Source organism: Actinomadura sp. NPDC000600, from assembly GCF_040492135.1.
Taxonomy (GTDB): Bacteria; Actinomycetota; Actinomycetes; order Streptosporangiales; family Streptosporangiaceae; genus Spirillospora.
In genome coordinates this window covers 45,244-63,634 of sequence record NZ_JBEUPD010000027.1, presented here as the reverse complement: position 1 = coordinate 63,634, position 18,391 = coordinate 45,244, and the positions used below count along the sequence as shown (strand labels likewise).

Annotated in this window: 9 protein-coding genes, 1 tRNA gene, 1 pseudogene and 2 CRISPR repeat arrays; of the genes and pseudogenes, 1 reads left to right on the top strand and 10 read right to left on the bottom strand. The window is 69.3% G+C overall.

The window, feature by feature from the left end; all coding sequences use genetic code 11:
• Positions 1-27: 27 nt before the first annotated feature.
• Positions 28-2,192: a CRISPR direct-repeat array (repeat unit 28 nt; unit sequence GGACCATCCCCGCGCGTGCGGGGCCGAG).
• A gap of 18 nt (positions 2,193-2,210) precedes the next feature.
• From cas2e to ABWI07_RS31225, 9 genes and pseudogenes are all read right to left on the bottom strand, one after another.
• On the bottom strand, positions 2,211-2,522 hold the full coding sequence (gene cas2e, locus ABWI07_RS31265; RefSeq protein ID WP_353820731.1) for a type I-E CRISPR-associated endoribonuclease Cas2e: 312 nt from the start codon (positions 2,520-2,522) through the stop codon (positions 2,211-2,213).
• Positions 2,519-3,538 carry a type I-E CRISPR-associated endonuclease Cas1e gene (gene cas1e, locus ABWI07_RS31260; protein ID WP_353820729.1) on the bottom strand — a complete coding sequence of 340 codons (1,020 nt, stop codon included), beginning with the start codon at positions 3,536-3,538 and terminating at the stop codon, positions 2,519-2,521. The genes cas2e and cas1e overlap by 4 nt, the downstream gene beginning before the upstream one ends.
• Positions 3,531-4,289, bottom strand: coding sequence for a type I-E CRISPR-associated protein Cas6/Cse3/CasE (cas6e, locus tag ABWI07_RS31255; protein ID WP_353820728.1), 759 nt, complete (start codon positions 4,287-4,289; stop codon positions 3,531-3,533). Before cas6e ends, cas1e begins: the two co-directional genes overlap by 8 nt.
• A gap of 7 nt (positions 4,290-4,296) precedes the next feature.
• Positions 4,297-5,082, bottom strand: coding sequence for a type I-E CRISPR-associated protein Cas5/CasD (gene cas5e, locus ABWI07_RS31250; protein ID WP_353820727.1), 786 nt, complete (start codon positions 5,080-5,082; stop codon positions 4,297-4,299).
• A gap of 11 nt (positions 5,083-5,093) precedes the next feature.
• Positions 5,094-6,236, bottom strand: a complete 1,143-nt coding sequence (cas7e, locus tag ABWI07_RS31245; protein ID WP_353820726.1) for a type I-E CRISPR-associated protein Cas7/Cse4/CasC — start codon at positions 6,234-6,236, stop codon at positions 5,094-5,096.
• Between the two features lie 50 nt (positions 6,237-6,286).
• Entirely contained in the window at positions 6,287-6,907 is a 621-nt protein-coding gene (casB, locus tag ABWI07_RS31240) for a type I-E CRISPR-associated protein Cse2/CasB (protein ID WP_353820725.1), read from the bottom strand.
• Positions 6,907-8,589 (bottom strand): type I-E CRISPR-associated protein Cse1/CasA, encoded by a 1,683-nt coding sequence (casA, locus tag ABWI07_RS31235; RefSeq protein ID WP_353820724.1) that lies wholly within the window; start codon positions 8,587-8,589, stop codon positions 6,907-6,909. The genes casB and casA overlap by 1 nt, the downstream gene beginning before the upstream one ends.
• Before the next feature lie 263 nt (positions 8,590-8,852).
• The gene (gene cas3, locus ABWI07_RS31230; RefSeq protein WP_353820794.1) at positions 8,853-11,693 is read right to left on the bottom strand and encodes a CRISPR-associated helicase Cas3'; all 2,841 of its coding nucleotides are present in this window, start codon (positions 11,691-11,693) and stop codon (positions 8,853-8,855) included.
• A 201-nt stretch (positions 11,694-11,894) separates the two neighbouring features.
• A CRISPR array of direct repeats spans positions 11,895-15,397; the repeat unit is 28 nt; unit sequence GTCGGCCCCGCACACGCGGGGATGGTTC.
• Between the two features lie 798 nt (positions 15,398-16,195).
• Positions 16,196-16,544 (bottom strand): annotated as a pseudogene (locus tag ABWI07_RS31225) (transposase); the annotation flags it as partial.
• 462 nt (positions 16,545-17,006) lie between these two features.
• Between ABWI07_RS31225 and ABWI07_RS31220 the strand changes: the two are divergent.
• On the top strand, positions 17,007-18,188 hold the full coding sequence (locus ABWI07_RS31220) for a site-specific integrase (RefSeq protein WP_353820723.1): 1,182 nt from the start codon (positions 17,007-17,009) through the stop codon (positions 18,186-18,188).
• 102 nt (positions 18,189-18,290) lie between these two features.
• Here ABWI07_RS31220 and ABWI07_RS31215 read toward each other — a convergent pair.
• Positions 18,291-18,362: transfer RNA gene (locus ABWI07_RS31215), tRNA-Val, on the bottom strand.
• Between the last annotated feature and the right edge of the window lie 29 nt (positions 18,363-18,391).

Genomic DNA, 18,391 nt, shown 5'->3' with positions numbered 1-18,391 from the left:
GCGACGCTGGGGAACTTGTGGGCGTACAGACCATCCCCGCGTGTGCGGGGCCGAGCTGCTGGCGTGCCCGTGGATCGCGAGCGTGGTCGGACCATCCCCGCGCGTGCGGGGCCGAGACCAGCGCCACCGTGCGCAGCAACGTGGCGGAGGGACCATCCCCGCGCGTGCGGGGCCGAGAGCGCCCGCATCGCCAGCCACATCTCGTCGCGCGGACCATCCCCGCGCGTGCGGGGCCGAGCGCGTGACGATGGTGTGCAAGTCGGCCCCGCCAGGACCATCCCCGCGCGTGCGGGGCCGAGGTCGCGGCCTGATAAGCGCCGTACTCCTTCTGGGGACCATCCCCGCGCGTGCGGGGCCGAGTCCATGACGCGCGCCTGCCCGGTCGACACCGCCGGACCATCCCCGCGCGTGCGGGGCCGAGCCGCTCGTGTGGGAGCACGGGCCACCTCCGTAGGGACCATCCCCGCGCGTGCGGGGCCGAGGTCCACACGTAGAACCCCAGACCCGGCGCGTACGGACCATCCCCGCGCGTGCGGGGCCGAGGTCCTCGGGACGGTGGCGCTCGTCCCCGCCGTGGGACCATCCCCGCGCGTGCGGGGCCGAGGGGCGAGGATCGGCAGCAGACCTGTGATCAGGCGGACCATCCCCGCGCGTGCGGGGCCGAGACGGTGACCTCGTAGCCGGTGACCTCGTCGCCCGGACCATCCCCGCGCGTGCGGGGCCGAGGGTGGGACGTGTCGGACGGGCAGCCGCGGCGGCGGACCATCCCCGCGCGTGCGGGGCCGAGCTGCTTGGCCCGGCCGGCGGCATCCTGGGCTACGGACCATCCCCGCGCGTGCGGGGCCGAGAGCGTGCCGTTTCTCGAGGGGCACATCCCGTGCGGACCATCCCCGCGCGTGCGGGGCCGAGATGCGCCGCGCGGTGAGCGCGCCCGGCCCGCAGGGACCATCCCCGCGCGTGCGGGGCCGAGTGATCAACTGCAAGGCGTTCCCCTTCCGGTGTGGGACCATCCCCGCGCGTGCGGGGCCGAGGGCATCCTCACCGGAACGCTCGCGCTCGCCGCGGGACCATCCCCGCGCGTGCGGGGCCGAGGTCCCGCATCTGTGACCGCGTGGCGTCCGGGTGGGACCATCCCCGCGCGTGCGGGGCCGAGTCCATGGGGGCGGGGTCGGCGTACCTGCGGGGCGGACCATCCCCGCGCGTGCGGGGCCGAGGAGGTCGTCATCGCCTCCTGGAGGCGGTACGGCGGACCATCCCCGCGCGTGCGGGGCCGAGCCGAGCACCTTGTCGAGCAGGCCCTTGGCGGACGGACCATCCCCGCGCGTGCGGGGCCGAGGCCGGGCCCACCACGAAGAAGAGAGACACATCGTGGGACCATCCCCGCGCGTGCGGGGCCGAGGCCGTAGTCGGGTGATCGGGGTCATGGGGTCACGGACCATCCCCGCGCGTGCGGGGCCGAGGCGGTGGCGACGAGGGTTGGCGAGTACCCGCGAGGACCATCCCCGCGCGTGCGGGGCCGAGTTGAGTTCGGCAGGGACCATGGGTCAGACCTGCGGACCATCCCCGCGCGTGCGGGGCCGAGGTCGTCATGGTCCCCCGCATGACGCCCGCCCGAGGACCATCCCCGCGCGTGCGGGGCCGAGTACCTGAGTTCGAGCGCCGCCTACCCGATCGAAGGACCATCCCCGCGCGTGCGGGGCCGAGGCCGGTGAGGGTGCTGCGGGTGACGCCCAGCGCGGACCATCCCCGCGCGTGCGGGGCCGAGAGCGACCTGCTCGTGGCGACGATCCCCAGCGCCGGACCATCCCCGCGCGTGCGGGGCCGAGCGGCCGGTGGTCGGGCCGACGTCGGCGGTGACGGGACCATCCCCGCGCGTGCGGGGCCGAGGTCGTGAACGCCAGACGTTCACCGGTCGCGTTGGGACCATCCCCGCGCGTGCGGGGCCGAGGCGGCCACGTCCACACCCAGCCGCACCCACGCCGGACCATCCCCGCGCGTGCGGGGCCGAGGCGTTGCGGTGCCAGCCGGGCGGGGTGCCGCCGGGACCATCCCCGCGCGTGCGGGGCCGAGACGACCTGACCGACGCCGTGCTCGTCGGGGAGCGGACCATCCCCGCGCGTGCGGGGCCGAGGTATGGCGTCTCTACCCGATGGACAGATCAGAGGGACCATCCCCGCGCGTGCGGGGCCGAGGCTTGTTGACCTGCGGTGTTATCTCGGGGTGGGCGGGTTTTCATTCAGTTGGTTTCGACGACGGGCGGAGAGGATGAGGCCGTCGAAGTCGACGGGTTTCCAGCAGTCCTTTCCTGCCGTGCGGACGGACCAGCCTTGTTCGTTGGCGGCCGGTTCGACGAGGATCGCTTGGCCGTCACCGATGCGGGTTGCGAGCAGGTCCCAGATGCGATCGCGGATGCGGCGGCTGGGGTTGCCGACGAATACTCCGGCGTGTACTTCGACCATCCAGCGGGTGAGGTGGCCGCGGAGCCCTTCTGGGGCTGCGACGAGGACGATGACGGTCGTCATGTTGTGGCGTCGCTGGTGGGAGGTTCGAACTCGGGGCCGATGATGGCGAGGTGCTGGTCGCCCATACCTGGCGAGATGAGGTCTTCGCTTCCGGACCAGTTCACGCCACCGGAGACTGCTCCGGCCTGCTCGTCCCAGAGTTGGTTGATGTCCTCGTCGATGGGGAGTCGGGTGGCTTCGGCTGGGGCGAGCAGCGTTTTGACGTCGTGAACGATGCGTCCGAGGAGGCGGTTTTCGGCGATGAGGTCGCGGAGTCCGGTTCGAGCGTCGCGTTCCTCGGTGAGTCCTTGGGCCGCTAACTCGAAGGCGAGAGGGATGGTGTATTCGGCTTTGTAGAGGTCGGCGATGTCCAGGACGAAGGAGATCGCTGAGCCGGTGTGGACGAAACCGAGGCCGGGGCTGGCGCCCAAGCCGACGATGACGGCATGGCAGATGCCGTAGAGGGCGGCGTTGGCGGCTGACAGGAGGCGGTTGAGGTCGTCGCCGGCGGCGTGGGCGTCTCCGGCTTTGTATTCGCGGCGACTCCAGGCGACGCCGGTGCGTTGGGCGTGGGTCTGGTAGAGCTTGCGGATGCGGGTTCCTTCTCGGCCGCGTAGTTGCTGCATGGTCGAGGTGGAGACGTCTTCGCCGGGGAAGCGCATGGCGTACATGGCGCGGGCGACGTTGAGGCGTTCTTTGGGTCTGGTGACCAGGTAGGCCTGTTGCTGGAGGAGGCCTGCGCCGCGTGCGGGGCCGAGTCCGGTGGCGTAGAGGCGGACGCCTTGTTGGCCGACCCAGCAGATGGCGGTGCCTGAGTCGCCGAGCAGGTTGACGGCGCCGTGGGTGATGCGGGTGCCGGGGCCCAGGAGGAGGACGGCAACCAGGGCGGCGGGGATACGGACGGTTTCGCGTTTGTTGATGACCACGACGGCGTTTTCGTCGCGGTCGACGTGGCTGCGTTCAACGTAGACGCTGGAGACCCGGTCTTGGAGGCGATGCAGGTCGTGCGGGTGGGCCTTCCACCAGATGTCAGCCATTCGGCCGCCTGGAGGGCGCGAGGGTGAGCAGGCCGCAGCCGTAGGCCTTCGCCGGCCCGACGCCGTTGAGCAGGGCGCGGGCGAGGAGGTCGGTGTCGGTGACCTGGAGCCGTCCTTGGAATGTGGCGACGTGCAGGACGACCTGCCGCCGTTTCTTGTTGAAGGAGACGCGGTCGCGGTGGATGATCCGCACGTCGGGGGCCGGTGTGGACTCGTCCAGGGGATGGATCGGCAGGCCGGGGTCGGTGCGGGCGTCGGGGATCTGGAATCCGTATCCGGCGGTGCGTTTGAGCAGCCAGTTGAGCTGGTGTGCGTAGGTGCGGTGGCCGGTGCGGACGGAAGAGCGGCGCTGCCGTGTCTTGGGATCTTCTGCGCTGGCTGTATCGCCGTTTCTTGGGGGGCGGGGCATGTTCTGGACGGGGTTGGCGGTGAGCCGGAAGGTGAACTCGCGGCCGATGGCCAGTTGGGCCAGCAGCGGGGTGTAGTCGGCGATGTCGTAGTGTCCGCCGTCGTCGGCGGCGGGCCATCCGGCGGCTTCGACGAGGTGGGTCCAGTCGGGTTTGCTGCGGGTGAGGGCGATCAGGTGGGGGCGGTGGGGGTTGTCGGTGTCCAGCCGCCACAGGAGGCGTTCGGTGTCGGGGGTGGCGGGGATGGCGGCGCAGACGTGGCTGTGCATGGTCTGCGGGTTGGACAGCAGTTCGCGGGACTGCTGCCGCAGGGGGTTGATGCGGATGCGGGACAGATAGGTCATGGTCGGTTCACCAGCCCAGGAGCGCGAAGGGGTCGTGGCCCGCGCCGGTGGGCTCGTCGGGGTCGGAGAATCCTGTGGGGGCTGAGACCCAGGAGTGGGTGACGCGCCGGCTGGTGAAGCGGCGGTCGCGCAGGGAGAACGACAGGGGGACGTCGTGGACGACGTCGTCACCGTCGGGGGTCTCGATGGTCACCGGTAGGTCGATGTGGGGCGGGCGGCCGTGGCGGCGTTGGAACTCGCGGCGAGCGGCGTGCCCAGCCTGCCAGTCCTGGTCTCGGAGGGCGTCGTTGAGCGTGCCGGTGTGCAACCCGAGGACGATCGGATGGGTGGGCGGGCACGAGCGCCGTCCGAGCGCGAGCGGGAACGCCGGTCGCCGTAGGGCGGCGGCCAGGGAGTCCACTAGATCGGCGGTGCCGGCGGCACCGACGACGAAGACAGCGTCTTGCAGGTAGTAGCGCTGGGTGACGTGGGTGTACTTGACGGGCGACGTGGGCTTCTGGACGCCTTTGGCGTTGACGGCCGCCTGCGGGAGTGGACGGCCGCGGTAGTCGCTGACGGTGTGGTAATCGCGCAGCAGTGTCCCGGCCTGATCGACGCGGACGCCGAGGGCCAGGTCGAGAAGCTCGCCGGGGGCGTCCTCACGGCGCCGGCCTTGTGCGGCGGCCAGCAGTCCAAGGATGCCGGATTTGGTGGGTTCGGGTCGGGTCTCGCGCCGGTTGAAGCGGCTCTGATCGCCCCAGGACTGCAAGGGGCCGGCGAGCCGCAGGATCAGGACCCGCTGTTGGTCTGCCATGGCGGTGGTCCTCAGCTCCACGTCCGGGCCAGGGTCTGGTCCAGGCCTTGCAGCATCTCCTCGAAGGGCAGGTTGTCGCCGAAGGCGCGGGCGATGTCGTCGTCGGCGTCGCCGTCGAAGGCGTGCGAGACGGCGGCGTGGGCGGGCTCATCACCCCACTGCCGGACCGAGCGCAGGTATTCGCGGGCCAGGCGGCCCGCCGACTCGGCGGCGACGCCGAGCGCGGCGCCGGAGGGGTCGGTGGCAGGGACGGGGCGTTCGAACGCCGAGACCAGGTTGACGGGCTGGTCGCGGCGGACGACCACGGCGACCAGGCTGGGCCGGGTGCGGTGAGCGAAGGAGGTGATGTGTCCGGTGGGCATGGACAACGCGAACGCCCGGCCGAAGTGGTGGACTGCGTCCAAGGCGGCGTCTTTGGAGCCGATGTTGTCGATCAGCTGGTGAACGCCGACGGTGGCGTAGCGGTAGAGGGTGGCGGAGTTGAAGCCGATGTTGCCGATCATTCCGGCGCCGGTGTCGTCGGACTCGTTGGCGTCGTCGACCGCGGTGTAGTAGTCCGATTCCAGTTCGACGCGGTGGGTCGACAGCGCGTGGGCGACCTGGGCGGCGGCGTCGACGTTGAGGGAGGGGATGTCGGCGACCATCCGTCCGAACAGGGCGACGCCCATCGGGTGGCTGGTCTTGAGCTCCTCGGCGATCTTCAGGCCTTTGACGGCGGCCGTCAGGTCGTCGTCGGACGCGGCGGCCAGGTCGGTGGCGCGGTCGGCGATCAGGTCGACGATGCGGTCGAGTTGGCCGCCGCCGTAGTACAGCAGGTAGGCGGTGTCGCCGGCCTTGCGTCCAGCTTTGATGCCCAGCGGTTCCAGCAGCGCTCCGGCCAGCCGCTGAGCCTGTTCGGCCTCCAGGCCGGTGCGGCCCTTGAGTCGTTCGGACAGCTGCTTGGCGATCTGCTTGGTGCGGGTCGACTGGTCGGCTTCGGGCAGGTGGCGGTCGAACTCGAGGCGGGTCGCGCGCTTCCAGGCTTGGGAGGACACGCGGGAGCGCCGGACGCCGCCGAAGAACGCCTCCTTGGGGTTGCCCTGGTCGTCGCGGTTGAGGTTCGCCGGCGGGACGGTCTGCAGGATGTGGAACTCGACGTACTGCTGCTTGGGCATGGGGGCTCCAGTAGTGATGGTCTTGGGGGTGAGGTGGCGCGGCTCGCCGATCAGGACGCGGCGTCGGCGCCGGGCTGGGGGCGTTCGCCGGGTGCGCCTTTGTCGTCGTTCTGAGTCCAGACTTGGTAGTCCATGGCCCAGCGGCGGCGGGCGCGGCGGCGGCCGTCCTCGTAATGCCAGTCCTGGATCAGCTGCATGAGGCCGTCGTAGTCCAGGGGCTGATTGATGACGCGGAGCTGGTCGATGAGGCCGCGCAGCCGCATCAGCAGCGCTGCGGGATTGGTGGTCGTGGCGGCCGCGTTGACGCGCGCGTCCACGGCTTGGGCGCTGAAACGGCCGCTGACCCGCAGTTGGTTCAGTGCTCTGCCCAGCGGCCACTTCGGATGATGCATCGAGGTGGTCTTGGATTGCTGATGCAGGCCGTAGAGGGCCAGTGCAGCGTGTTCGGCGTGCTGTTCCACTGATACCTGGTCGCGCTGGGCGAGGTTGTCGTCGACTGGGCAGGTATAGAACCGCCACATGCGCGGGATCTCTCCTGCAGCGCCGCTCAACCCGGCGCGCAGCGCGGCCAGGTCCTCGCCCGGCGGGGGGCCAAGCGGACGGCCGGTGCGCGGGTCGCGGGCAAGCCAGCCGCCGTTGGTGTCGACGCGGTTCCAGTAGCGCTGAGTCATCAGTCCCCCTCGCGATCAGATGTGGAAGCGGTCTGACGCTCTTCCTTGGTGCGGGGAAGTACGCGATTGAGCCGCCGGTAGAAGTCCTTCACGGCGATGCCCAAGGGGTAGGCGGCCGCGAGTGTCCCATCGGGTTTGCGGGTCGCGCGGCCGGCGAACACGCTCTCGGGGACGGCGGCGTGCACCGAGTCGGCGACCTGCAAAGCCAACCGCCGGGCCTGTTGCTCCCAGGCGAGCTGACCGCGATCGAGAGTTTCGGGATCCTGGAGGTTCTGCAGGCCGCGCAGTAGGCGCCGCATCAGTGGATCCAGCAGGTACAGCAGCCGTTCACCTGGGCGTTGGCCTTTGTCCCAGGGAATGGGGTCCAGGCCGCTGGCGCGGCGCAGGTCGGCCGACAGGTGGTTGAGCGCCTGCGCGAGCTGCTCGGCCTGCTCGGTGGCCTCCAGTACCGCGAAGTGGACGTCGGCGTCGGCGCGCAGCGCGGCGACCGGCAGGGGGGTCAGGTCGTGCAGGACGTCCTCGACGATCGCGGACTGGTTGCCGTAGACCACGCCGAAGGTCTCCGCCCGCAGCGGATACTGATCGTCGATCAGGCCCTCGGCGGAAAGGCCCCGGATCTGGTCGAGCAGGTCACTGGTGTGGAACGAGGCGGTGTCGTCGGCCTCCACTGCAAGTAGGGCGTTCATGCCACGCCAGATCGCCTTGCCGGGGGTGTGCCGCAGCGGGCGTTGAAGAGCCGGCCTGGTCGAGGTCGACGCCTTTTTGGTGGTCTTCTTCGCGCCCTTCGCCGCGGTGTCGGCCCGCCAGGCCGTGTGCGGTTCCCAGTCGGGAGTGAGGGTGAGCCGGTCCCCCGCCGCGACGAGGACACGGGTGACGCGGATGCCGTCAGGGGTTTGCTCGGGGATGAGCCGGATTCGGCGCGCCTGCCAGGTCCACAGGTCCAACAGGCCCTGCGCCGCCCGCGACTCCCATGCCGGCCCGATGCGCCGGGTCCATTGCGGAGTGCCCAGTCGTCCCTGGACTCCGATCGGAGTGTTGAGCAGCAGGGTCTCGTAGAGGTTCCGGCCTACCGGCACGACAACGCCGAGTTGCCCAAGCGGACCGGTGGGGTTGCCGGTCGTCTTGCCCGACTTGACCATGGGGTCGCCGACGGCGCCGGTCTTGATCGCCGCAGTGTCCCAGCAGTGCGCGTGGAGCAGCCACAGCGCCGCTTCGGGCGGCGTGAGCTGCGGCGGGTCGCCTTCGGTCCGGGCAGAGAACAACGGCACGTTGTTGCCGGTCGCCTCCGCTGCGACCAGCAGCCCCGATCCTTTGGTCTCGCCTTTGGCTGTATGCAGGTCAGCAACCTGGGCGAACGGCGTCTCGGGGTGGAACAACCCGAAGCGGTGCCGGTGCTCGTCCAAGTAATCGTCGAGCTTGTCCAGCTCGGCCGCGCTGAAGCCGCCTTGGGCGAACCTGGCGGCCCATTCCCGGCGGTTCGCCGGCACGCCGAGCGCATGGACGACGACCGGCAGAAGAAGCTGCCGCAGTAGCGCCGGCCACTGCGTGGACAGGTCGACGACGATCTCGGTGATGTCGCTGGCGCGGTGCAGCGCATCCGCCAACCCCACGTTCCCAGGGGCCTGCGCATCACCGAACCGCGCGTCTAACCATTCGGCGGTCACCAGATCAAACTCCGGCATGAGGAGCCTTTCAATTGGTTTTGTATAGAGGGAAGCCTAGGTTCGCTCAGGAGCATGGCGCGGCCGGTATGACAGAGTTGGCCGGACGCGGCCTTGTGCTGGACAACGCCCAGAGCGCAGATCTCTGGTGACCAGTCACCTCAACGTCGAGGGCCGCGGGCCTCTCGCCCTGCGTCGGCAGGGATGGCTCGTGGTTTTGTATGAGCTGAACGTTGGCCCTGCGGATGCGGGGAGCGGCGGGACGGCAGCGCCGTCCCGCCTTTTCACCGCCACGGCCCCTCCACGACCAGTCCGAGCCACTCGTCGTAGCGCACCGTATGGTCACCGAGCTGTGCCGCGCCGGAGGCGTCCAACACCAGCGCGCGGCTGTGGCACAACCATGGGTGATCACGCCATCCGTCCAATGGGCCAAGATCGTTCTCGGCCGCATCGGTCAACTTGGAGGGCAGTCGCACCGTCCCGCCGAGCACGTCGTCCAGAAGATCAGGCGACGCCACGCCTCCCATGCCGAGGCGTCTGCCCGACAGGGCGTGGAACCCTCGCTCGTCTTGGTGCACGAGTACGACCTCGACACTGCGGTCGCCGTCTCGCACCACTGCGCGATGCTGCTCTTCCGACAGCCCATCGTGCATCCCACCGCGATGCAGCCCTTCCAAAGTCGGCTGGGCATGCTCACCAGCTCGCGTGAGCAAGAACGGCGCGGCGCTCTCAGCGCGAGCACGCTGCCGATCCTCCCAGTCAGCCCACGCCTCCCTTTCGGCCGCAGCCCAGGAGCCAGGGACGATCTGGCGGCCAGAGTCGTAGACCTCGGTGACCAACTGCGGGACCTGTCCGGGGACTGACCAGCAGTCCCCCGCAGCGGCGCAGACTAGAGCCGCCGTACGCAACAACAGATACCGTCCATAGATCCCTTCGGCAGCCTGCGGGAACTCTGGTGGTCCATCGTCTTGTGGGCAGAAGCCGGTCACGACCACGGTCGGCTGGGCCATCGCCGCCGGCCGCGGAACACCCTCATGCCGGTGGGTACGGCCGATCCGCTGCAGCAGCAGGTCCATCGGAGCCAAGTCGGTGACCAGCAGATCTGCATCGACATCGAAGGACTGCTCGGCGAGCTGCGTCGCCACCAGGATCATTCGAGGAGGGCGTTCAGACACCTCCGATTCCGGAGGCCCAAGCAGCCGCAGGCACTTCTCAGTGCGGTCAGCCCTGTCGGCTGCGCTGAGCCTCCCATGCAGCAGGTGAACGTCATCACCGAACTCCGCGCGAAGGACCTCGAACGTCGCTTGGGCGCGCGGCACGGTGTTACGGATGACCAAGACACAGCCGCCATCGGCAAGACGGTCCCGCATCAACGAAAGGACCTGGGCATCTCCCTCGGACATCTCACCGCGTGAGGCCCCTTTCTTTACTACTCGTTCAGGCAGGATCTCGACCTTGACCTGAAGGTCCTCACGCCACGACGAGCAGCTCCGGACCAAATGACCCACAGAGGACTCAGTCCTCCACGCGGCTGTCACACTCGGGTAGCCATCAGGCTCGGGTATTGCCGCAGCCTCCGAGGCAACCGCTTCCTCGCTGCGCCCCGCCCCAGCCAGGTAAGCGGCCATGAGCTCCCGACGCTGCGCGGGAGGCAGGGTCGCCGACAGCAGGATGACCGGCACATGCGCCTGCCCCAACCAGCGCAGCCCCTCAGCAAGGAACTGCGACATGTACACGTCGGCGGCGTGGACCTCGTCCAGAATCACGACCTTGCCGGCCAACCCCGCCATCCGCAGCATGACGTGCTTGGTGCGAGTGGCGGCGAACAGCAGCTGGTCGATCGTGCCCACAACGAACGGGCACAGCAGACCACGTTTGGCGCCCAGGAACCACTCTGCCGGCGCCGAGCGCTCCGCCGAGGTCTCCGGGCAGCACGCACCGTCGGAGACCCCGTAGGGGTCGTCGAGGCCGAACTCGTCCTCGGCGACTCCCGCGAACCGGTTGTCAGCCGCAGGCTCGTGGTCCTGCAGTAGCTCTCGCCATTGCTTGTTGAACATCCGCTTGCCATGCAGCAGCGCCACCTGCGAAGCCAGTGAAGACTCGATCGCCTCAACCCAGGCACGGACGTGAGTGAACATCGGATCTGCCGTAGCTTGAGTCGGCATACCGACGAAGACACCGTCCAGGCCCCACCTGGCGGCCAGGAACTCCGCAGCCACGAGCGCAGCCTTGGTCTTCCCCTCGCCCATGGGCGCCTCGACCACGATCAAACCGGGCGCGTCCACCCGGGCAGCGACGTCCATCACCATCGCCTGCGACGGCCGGGGATGCTCCTCAAAGCGTCGGCCGAAGACGCCCTCATCCGGCTTGGCCAGTGCACCCCATCCTCCGCGCAGCCCCAGGCGCTTCCATGCCTCACGAGCACGATCTCGAGCCGCTTGGAAACTGACCCGCTCCAACGCATCAACACCCTTGAAGTGGTTTTGATCGCTGGCGATCCAGTCCGCCATTACTACAAAGCCGCTCAGCTGCAATTGCACCGCGCGACTGGGCGCAGCTGCCGGTTCGGCGTCCGCGAGGCCCCCACCGAGTCCAACGGCCCGCGTCAAGACGACTAGCGATTCACGGCGCGCCGCGTCCCACCCAGATCCGCGCCCACTGAGTTGGCCTCTAGCACGCGGCGGCTCTACTGCCTCACCAAGCGTCGGAAACCGACCATGATGCCCTGCGACCAGCGGCCATACCCAGTCGATGCTCTCCTGCGACCAGCCAGCCTCCGCAAGGTACTTCTGGATCAAGACCCCGCCGGCACGATCGTGCCGCCACCGGTACCGCTGGACCACTCGCTGATCCCAGGCCAGACCCGCGCCTAGCACGCGGGCGGCACCGGCAGCATCCATGTGCTGGAAGGCAGGAGTGGCCTTGCCGATGTCGTGAATGCCACACATCCAAGCGAATAGCCGCCGTCCCTTACCATCGCCGACCACACCATCCAACGCCTGGCGAATCGATGGAGCCAGGTAATGATCCCAAATAAGCTCGGCTACGGCGGCAGTATCCAAGAGATGTTGCAGCAACAGGTTGGCCCTGCCACCAGCCTTACCCGCACTCTTACCCCACAGCACCCCAAGCGGATCTTGACCGCTCAGCCCCGACCCCTCGATACTCACACGCGCGAAGGTAACCGCTCCCACTGACAGAACAGCTTCAAGGATGCCTGACCGACTTGCAGATCAAGATCATTCCTATTGTCAAAAACGATCATGCTCAGAAACCAACTGAATGAAAACCGACGCTCTCACTGATAACGTCGCAGGTCAGCAAGTGTCGGCCCCGCACACGCGGGGATGGTTCCCAACCAAACGGCGGCGGGGAACACCCCAACGGGTCGGCCCCGCACACGCGGGGATGGTTCTACGCATGGGGCAAAGCGTCCGGCGGCAAGGACGTCGGCCCCGCACACGCGGGGATGGTTCTACGCATGGGGCAAAGCGTCCGGCGGCAAGGACGTCGGCCCCGCACACGCGGGGATGGTTCTGGAGCGGGGCTTTCGGGCGGTCGGACTTACCGGTCGGCCCCGCACACGCGGGGATGGTTCTTCGCCTGGGCGGGGCCGCTGTCTCACGTGGCCGTCGGCCCCGCACACGCGGGGATGGTTCCCGGCGCCCGTCCGAGGTGACGCCACCTTGCCCGTCGGCCCCGCACACGCGGGGATGGTTCCAACCGGCCAGGCCCACGGCGCGATGGAGTCCGGTCGGCCCCGCACACGCGGGGATGGTTCCCCTCGTCGCCACCGCACTGAGTAAGTACCTGGGTCGGCCCCGCACACGCGGGGATGGTTCTCCGTGCTGGATGCGGTGGGACCGCGCCGGCCGGTCGGCCCCGCACACGCGGGGATGGTTCCGGGGGTGGAGGCACTCCGCAGTCAGCGCCCGGGTCGGCCCCGCACACGCGGGGATGGTTCCGGCACCGGCCGCCTGCGCACCCTCGGCGAGGCGTCGGCCCCGCACACGCGGGGATGGTTCGCTCGGGGACCAGTCCCGCGAGCTGGACGAGGCGTCGGCCCCGCACACGCGGGGATGGTTCCGCCACCTGCGAGATCCTCGCCAGCGGTGCGTCGTCGGCCCCGCACACGCGGGGATGGTTCGCTCGGCGAGCGGATCGGCCGCATCCAGAACACGTCGGCCCCGCACACGCGGGGATGGTTCCCAGTACGCCACCTCCCTGAAGGTCACGGTCCCGTCGGCCCCGCACACGCGGGGATGGTTCGAACAGGAGCACCCAGCAGTGACCATCCCCCTGGTCGGCCCCGCACACGCGGGGATGGTTCGCGATCTTCCGGCCCGAGTTCACGCGTGCCGTTGTCGGCCCCGCACACGCGGGGATGGTTCCGCGTCCACCTGCAACGGCCATACGTACGCCCAGTCGGCCCCGCACACGCGGGGATGGTTCGGCGTGGGGCCAGACCAGCCCGTTCCGGAAGGTGTCGGCCCCGCACACGCGGGGATGGTTCCACGTCTCGCTGATCGGGCCTACCGGCTCGGGCGTCGGCCCCGCACACGCGGGGATGGTTCGTCGCCGAAGGCGTCGATGAGCCCGGAGCAGCGGTCGGCCCCGCACACGCGGGGATGGTTCCTGGTAGCCGTCGAGGGTCTCCAGCCGGATCGCGTCGGCCCCGCACACGCGGGGATGGTTCCCAGATGCTCCTCGCGCACGGCTTGGCCACGCAGTCGGCCCCGCACACGCGGGGATGGTTCAGCATGTCGATGATCGGGGCGAGGATCGGCAGCGTCGGCCCCGCACACGCGGGGATGGTTCCAGGGCGGCGGTCTGCCGGTCGCCGACGATGCGGTCGGCCCCGCACACGCGGGGATGGTTCGCCTCAGGACGACCATTCCTGGATCGAGGCCGGGTCGGCCCCGCACACGCGGGGATGGTTCAGTGGAGCGGCTTGCCTTCGGGCCCGAACCGCTGTCGGCCCCGCACACGCGGGGATGGTTCCCAGGTGATCTCCGCTGGGCTTGCGGTGCAGGAGTCGGCCCCGCACACGCGGGGATGGTTCGCTGTCGTACGTGCACCGCCTGCTGTGGGGGAAGTCGGCCCCGCACACGCGGGGATGGTTCGCGCCGGCTCCGGGGCCGCTTGTGACCTGATACGTCGGCCCCGCACACGCGGGGATGGTTCGCTGGAGGTCGTAGTCGGCGTCGTTGTGGGCGAGTCGGCCCCGCACACGCGGGGATGGTTCCGACGGGGCCCAACGGAGGTTTTTCGCGTCGTCGTCGGCCCCGCACACGCGGGGATGGTTCCCGATCTGCGTCGCGTTGGTGCTGTTGACCGGCGTCGGCCCCGCACACACGGGGATGGTTCGCCAGCGAGGAGTCCGGCGAGGCTGAGCATGGTGTCGGCCCCGCACACGCGGGGATGGTTCTGGCGAAGATCAAATCGCGGGACGTGCGGATCAGTCGGCCCCGCACACGCGGGGATGGTTCGCGATCTTCCGGCCCGAGTTCACGCGTGCCGTCGTCGGCCCCGCACACGCGGGGATGGTTCGTCGGACTCCTTCTCTGTGTCGCTGGCGGCGGGGTCGGCCCCGCACACGCGGGGATGGTTCGACGACGCTTGCCCTGGCGCTGCTCCCGCGCCGGTCGGCCCCGCACACGCGGGGATGGTTCGTCACCGTTCTGGACACAGTTCTCCCAGTTCATGTCGGCCCCGCACACGCGGGGATGGTTCCTGGGAGACCGGCCGCCGCACACCCAACCTCGGGTCGGCCCCGCGCACGCGGGGATGGTTCCCGGTCCCCCTACCGTGTCTGGGCGCGGGATCGTCGGCCCCGCACACGCGGGGATGGTTCCACGATCGGCTTCGACTGCTCCTCGCTGATGCAGTCGGCCCCGCACACGCGGGGATGGTTCCCAGCCGGCGGCCTCGTCTGTCAGCGGCCACGTGTCGGCCCCGCACACGCGGGGATGGTTCGTCCGAGCCGGACAGGCTCGTCCCTGCCGCGCCGTCGGCCCCGCACACGCGGGGATGGTTCCTGGCTCGCCGCCGCGCTGTCGCGGGTGCGGCTGTCGGCCCCGCACACGCGGGGATGGTTCCCCGAACACGGCGTACACCAGTTCGTGCGCCTGGCCGGCCCCGCACACGCGGGGATGGTTCTGAGGCGCTGGTCGGGAAGGTCATCAAAACCCAGTCGGCCCCGCACACGCGGGGATGGTTCTGACCTCGGCTACACGGTCGGCGTCGGGTCCCGGTCGGCCCCGCACACGCGGGGATGGTTCGCCGTTAGGAGGTCTCTCAGAGCCTCCGACCAGGTCGGCCCCGCACACGCGGGGATGGTTCCCGGGTGACGCCGAGGGCGATCCGGTCCGCCAGGTCGGCCCCGCGCACGCGGGGATGGTTCGGACGGAGTTCGAATCTCCGTGGGACTACCAACGTCGGCCCCGCACACGCGGGGATGGTTCGTCACATCCGTCGCACAGGTCAAGGAGGACCCCGTCGGCCCCGCGCACGCGGGGATGGTTCCTGGCGATCGCGCGGGGCCCGCGCCCGTACTCAGTCGGCCCCGCGCACGCGGGGATGGTTCCTGGCGATCGCGCGGGGCCCGCGCCCGTACTCAGTCGGCCCCGCGCACGCGGGGATGGTTCCCTGTCCCGCGCGCTCTGCGGGTACGCCGACGCGTCGGCCCCGCGCACGCGGGGATGGTTCCCGGCCCCCCTTCTGTGACGTGCGGGCGCGGGGTCGGCCCCGCGCACGCGGGGATGGTTCGAAGATCGACGCCGCTATGGCGGCGGTCCTGGCGTCGGCCCCGCACACGCGGGGATGGTTCCCTGGCCACCAAGGTGTGGTTCCTGCGTCCGGCAACGGCCCGCACGGCTGGATGGTTCCGCCGCCGAGCTGGCCAAGCACTGGTCGGACTGGTCGGCCCCGCACACGCGGGGATGGTTCGATCTCACCAGCGGGCGAGACATCATTCGTGAGGTCGGCCCCGCGCACGCGGGGATGGTTCCGGGTGCCGGGGCGGGGACGCCACCGGCGCGCAGGCGGCCCCGCGCACGGGGATGGTTCCGCGATCGGCGGGACCCCGTTCGGGGACCTGGCGTCGGCCCCGCGCACGCGGGGATAGTTCGCATCTGCTCATAGTCCGGATGATCCGGATCACGTCGGCCCGCGCACGCGGGATGGTTCGCTGGACGGCGCGGGGGCCTCCCTTGGCCTGCGGTCGGCCCCGCGCACGCGGGGATGCTTTTGGCACGGTATTTCGTCCGGCGCCGTTTCCTGGGGCGGCCCCGCGGTGGATGGTTCTATGCGCTGCACGATGTCCCGGCCCGTCATGGCGTCGGCCCTACGCACGCGGGGATGGTTCCACGCTGTGCGTGTGCTTAGCGCCCCTTGGGCGTCGGCCCCACACACCCGGGGGCGGTTCTTCGCCCTTTGGGCAACCGGTCCCGGATAGATTTCACCGGCCGTTGCGGGTCCAACCACGTCAGGCCATAAAGCCAGAGACGTGCCTCGTGATCTATCACCTGAGGGAAGACGGGAGGCAAGGCACACCTCTGTTGTCGACGCCCGGACAGTCGTCGGGGTCAACTTCTATCTTTAACCAGCCGAGGGACTGGACGCTGATCGAAGTCCCCAAGCAGATCACGCACATGTCCGGGACTGAGTTCAGGGCCTGCTCGGCCCGACGACGGCGCTCCAGCAGCCACTCGGGGAAGTACGACCCGCTGCGCAGCTTGGGGATCGCCAGCTCCACGGTGCCGGCGCGGGTGTCCCAGTCCCGCACCCGGTAGCCGTTGCGGCGGTTGACCCGCTCGTCCGAACGGGTCCCGTAGCCGGCCCCGCACACCGCATCGGCCTCCGCACTCATCAGCGCCTCGGCCATCGTCTTGACCATCGACCGCAACACATCGGGCTCACACGCCCCGATCTGCTCGGCCAGCCCCCCGCAGGTCCACACTGTTGTCCACGGCCATCGCGTACCTCTCCTTCTGATCTTGGTCGATTCGAAGGATCACGCGGTGGCCGTCTCACGTTACGACGTCACGCCCCCTGACCAGGTCATCCGTGGACGCAACCGGAGGGGTGAGTCAGAAGGCGCCAGTAACCGTGGCAGCCCGGATGGTTGATGTTGATCGATCCCTGATGGGCGTTCATCCAGTACACCAACCAGCGCCCTTACATGGCAGATCAACTAGGGACCCTCCGTCAGATGTATCTCACTCTAAGTTAAAGAAAGAGTACTGATCGTGATAGTGTGGAGCGCAAACATCCTCAAAGGAGGTGATCAACGGCAGTTCGAGAGAGGTGTCCGCGCCTGCCAATGTGCGGGCGAACCCCTTCACCTGTGCCTGGCCAGGCACAGGTGAAGGCCCAGGCGCCTCAGGCCCAGGGGGCCATAGAGGCGCTCGCGAACTACAGGCAGGAGGAGGAATGCAGTGGCAAAGATCCTGATCGGTAAGTACGAAGGGTCGATCTACGAGGAAGGCGACGGCTGGACGGGTGCCATCTCGCTCGGCTTCGCTTCGAGCGGCAAGCGCAAGCGGCTCAAGAGGAAGGGGAAGACCAAGACCGAGGTCCGGGACAAGCTCGTCAGTGCCGTCAAGGAGCTGGAGGCCGGCATCAAGAGCACCGCGTACTACACGGTCGGCGACGCGGTCGAGGACTGGTTGTCCAAGGGGCTCAAGGGGCGCGACGCCCAAACGGTCACCACCAACCGCATCCTCGCCGAGAAGCACGTCATCCCCTATCTCGGCAGGGCCAAGCTCACCGAGCTCCGCGCCGACGACGTGGACGAGTGGCTCGACGGACTCACGGGCAAGCTGTCAACGCGCTCCCTGCAAGGAGTCCACTCGATCCTCAAGCGCTCGATCCGGCATGCGCAGGCCCGGGACAAGATCGCGCGGAACGTGGCGGAACTCGTCACGACGCCTCGCGGGAGAGCCGGGCGGCCGAGCAAGGCGCTCACGCTCGCTCAGGCTAATGCCGTCCTGGAACAGGCCGAGTCTTCCCCGCTGTACGCCTACGTGGTGCTCAGCCTGATGGTCGGTATCCGCACCGAAGAGGCACGTGCTCTGCAGTGGGCGCACGTCATCGCCTGGGACGAGGCGAAAGAAAGGTTCCGGGCGGTGAGCGAAGCCGGCTTCGATCACGACAAGTTCGCCCTGTACGTGTGGCGCTCCGTGCGGACTCACGGCGACACCAAGACCAAGAAGTCCCGCCGCACCCTCGAGCTCCCCGCACAGGCGGCGGACGCCCTGCGCAGGCACCATGCGCGCCAGGCCGTTCAGCGTCTGAAGGCGGGTGAGGTCTGGCAGGACAACGGTCTGGTGTTCTGCACGAGGGCCGGGACGGCCCTGGCCGCCGGGAACGTGCGGCGCAGCTTCCGGCTGATCACCTCGCGTGCCGGGATCGGTGACGAGTGGACTCCTCGCGAGCTCCGCCACTCGTTCGTCTCGATCATGAGTGACAGCGGGGTGCCGCTGGAGACGATCGCCGACCTGGTCGGGCACGCCGGGACGGCCGTGACCGAGAAGGTCTACCGGCACCAGCTGAGGCCGGTCATCACCAAGGGCGCCGAGACGATGAACACGGTCTTCGGTCAGAGCAAGTCCGCGTAAGTCTGGGAGCGGTGGCTCCCCGTTTGGCTCCCGAAAGCGCCTCAAGATCGAAAAAGGCCTCGGAATGATCTCCGAGACCTAGTCTGACCTGCTACAACGGGGTGGGCGATACTGGGTTCGAACCAGTGGCCTCTTCGGTGTGAACGAAGCGCTCTCCCACTGAGCTAATCGCCCCTGCGGAACGTGTTCCGACGTCGGAAACT

Bases quoted from the DNA above. Each gene is read 5' to 3' on its own strand.
- cas2e (WP_353820731.1), bottom strand. From the start codon at position 2,522: ATGACGACCGTCATCGTCCTCGTCGCAGCCCCAGAAGGGCTCCGCGGC.
- cas1e (WP_353820729.1), bottom strand. From the start codon at position 3,538: ATGGCTGACATCTGGTGGAAGGCCCACCCGCACGACCTGCATCGCCTC.
- cas6e (WP_353820728.1), bottom strand. From the start codon at position 4,289: ATGACCTATCTGTCCCGCATCCGCATCAACCCCCTGCGGCAGCAGTCC.
- cas5e (WP_353820727.1), bottom strand. From the start codon at position 5,082: ATGGCAGACCAACAGCGGGTCCTGATCCTGCGGCTCGCCGGCCCCTTG.
- cas7e (WP_353820726.1), bottom strand. From the start codon at position 6,236: ATGCCCAAGCAGCAGTACGTCGAGTTCCACATCCTGCAGACCGTCCCG.
- casB (WP_353820725.1), bottom strand. From the start codon at position 6,907: ATGACTCAGCGCTACTGGAACCGCGTCGACACCAACGGCGGCTGGCTT.
- casA (WP_353820724.1), bottom strand. From the start codon at position 8,589: ATGCCGGAGTTTGATCTGGTGACCGCCGAATGGTTAGACGCGCGGTTC.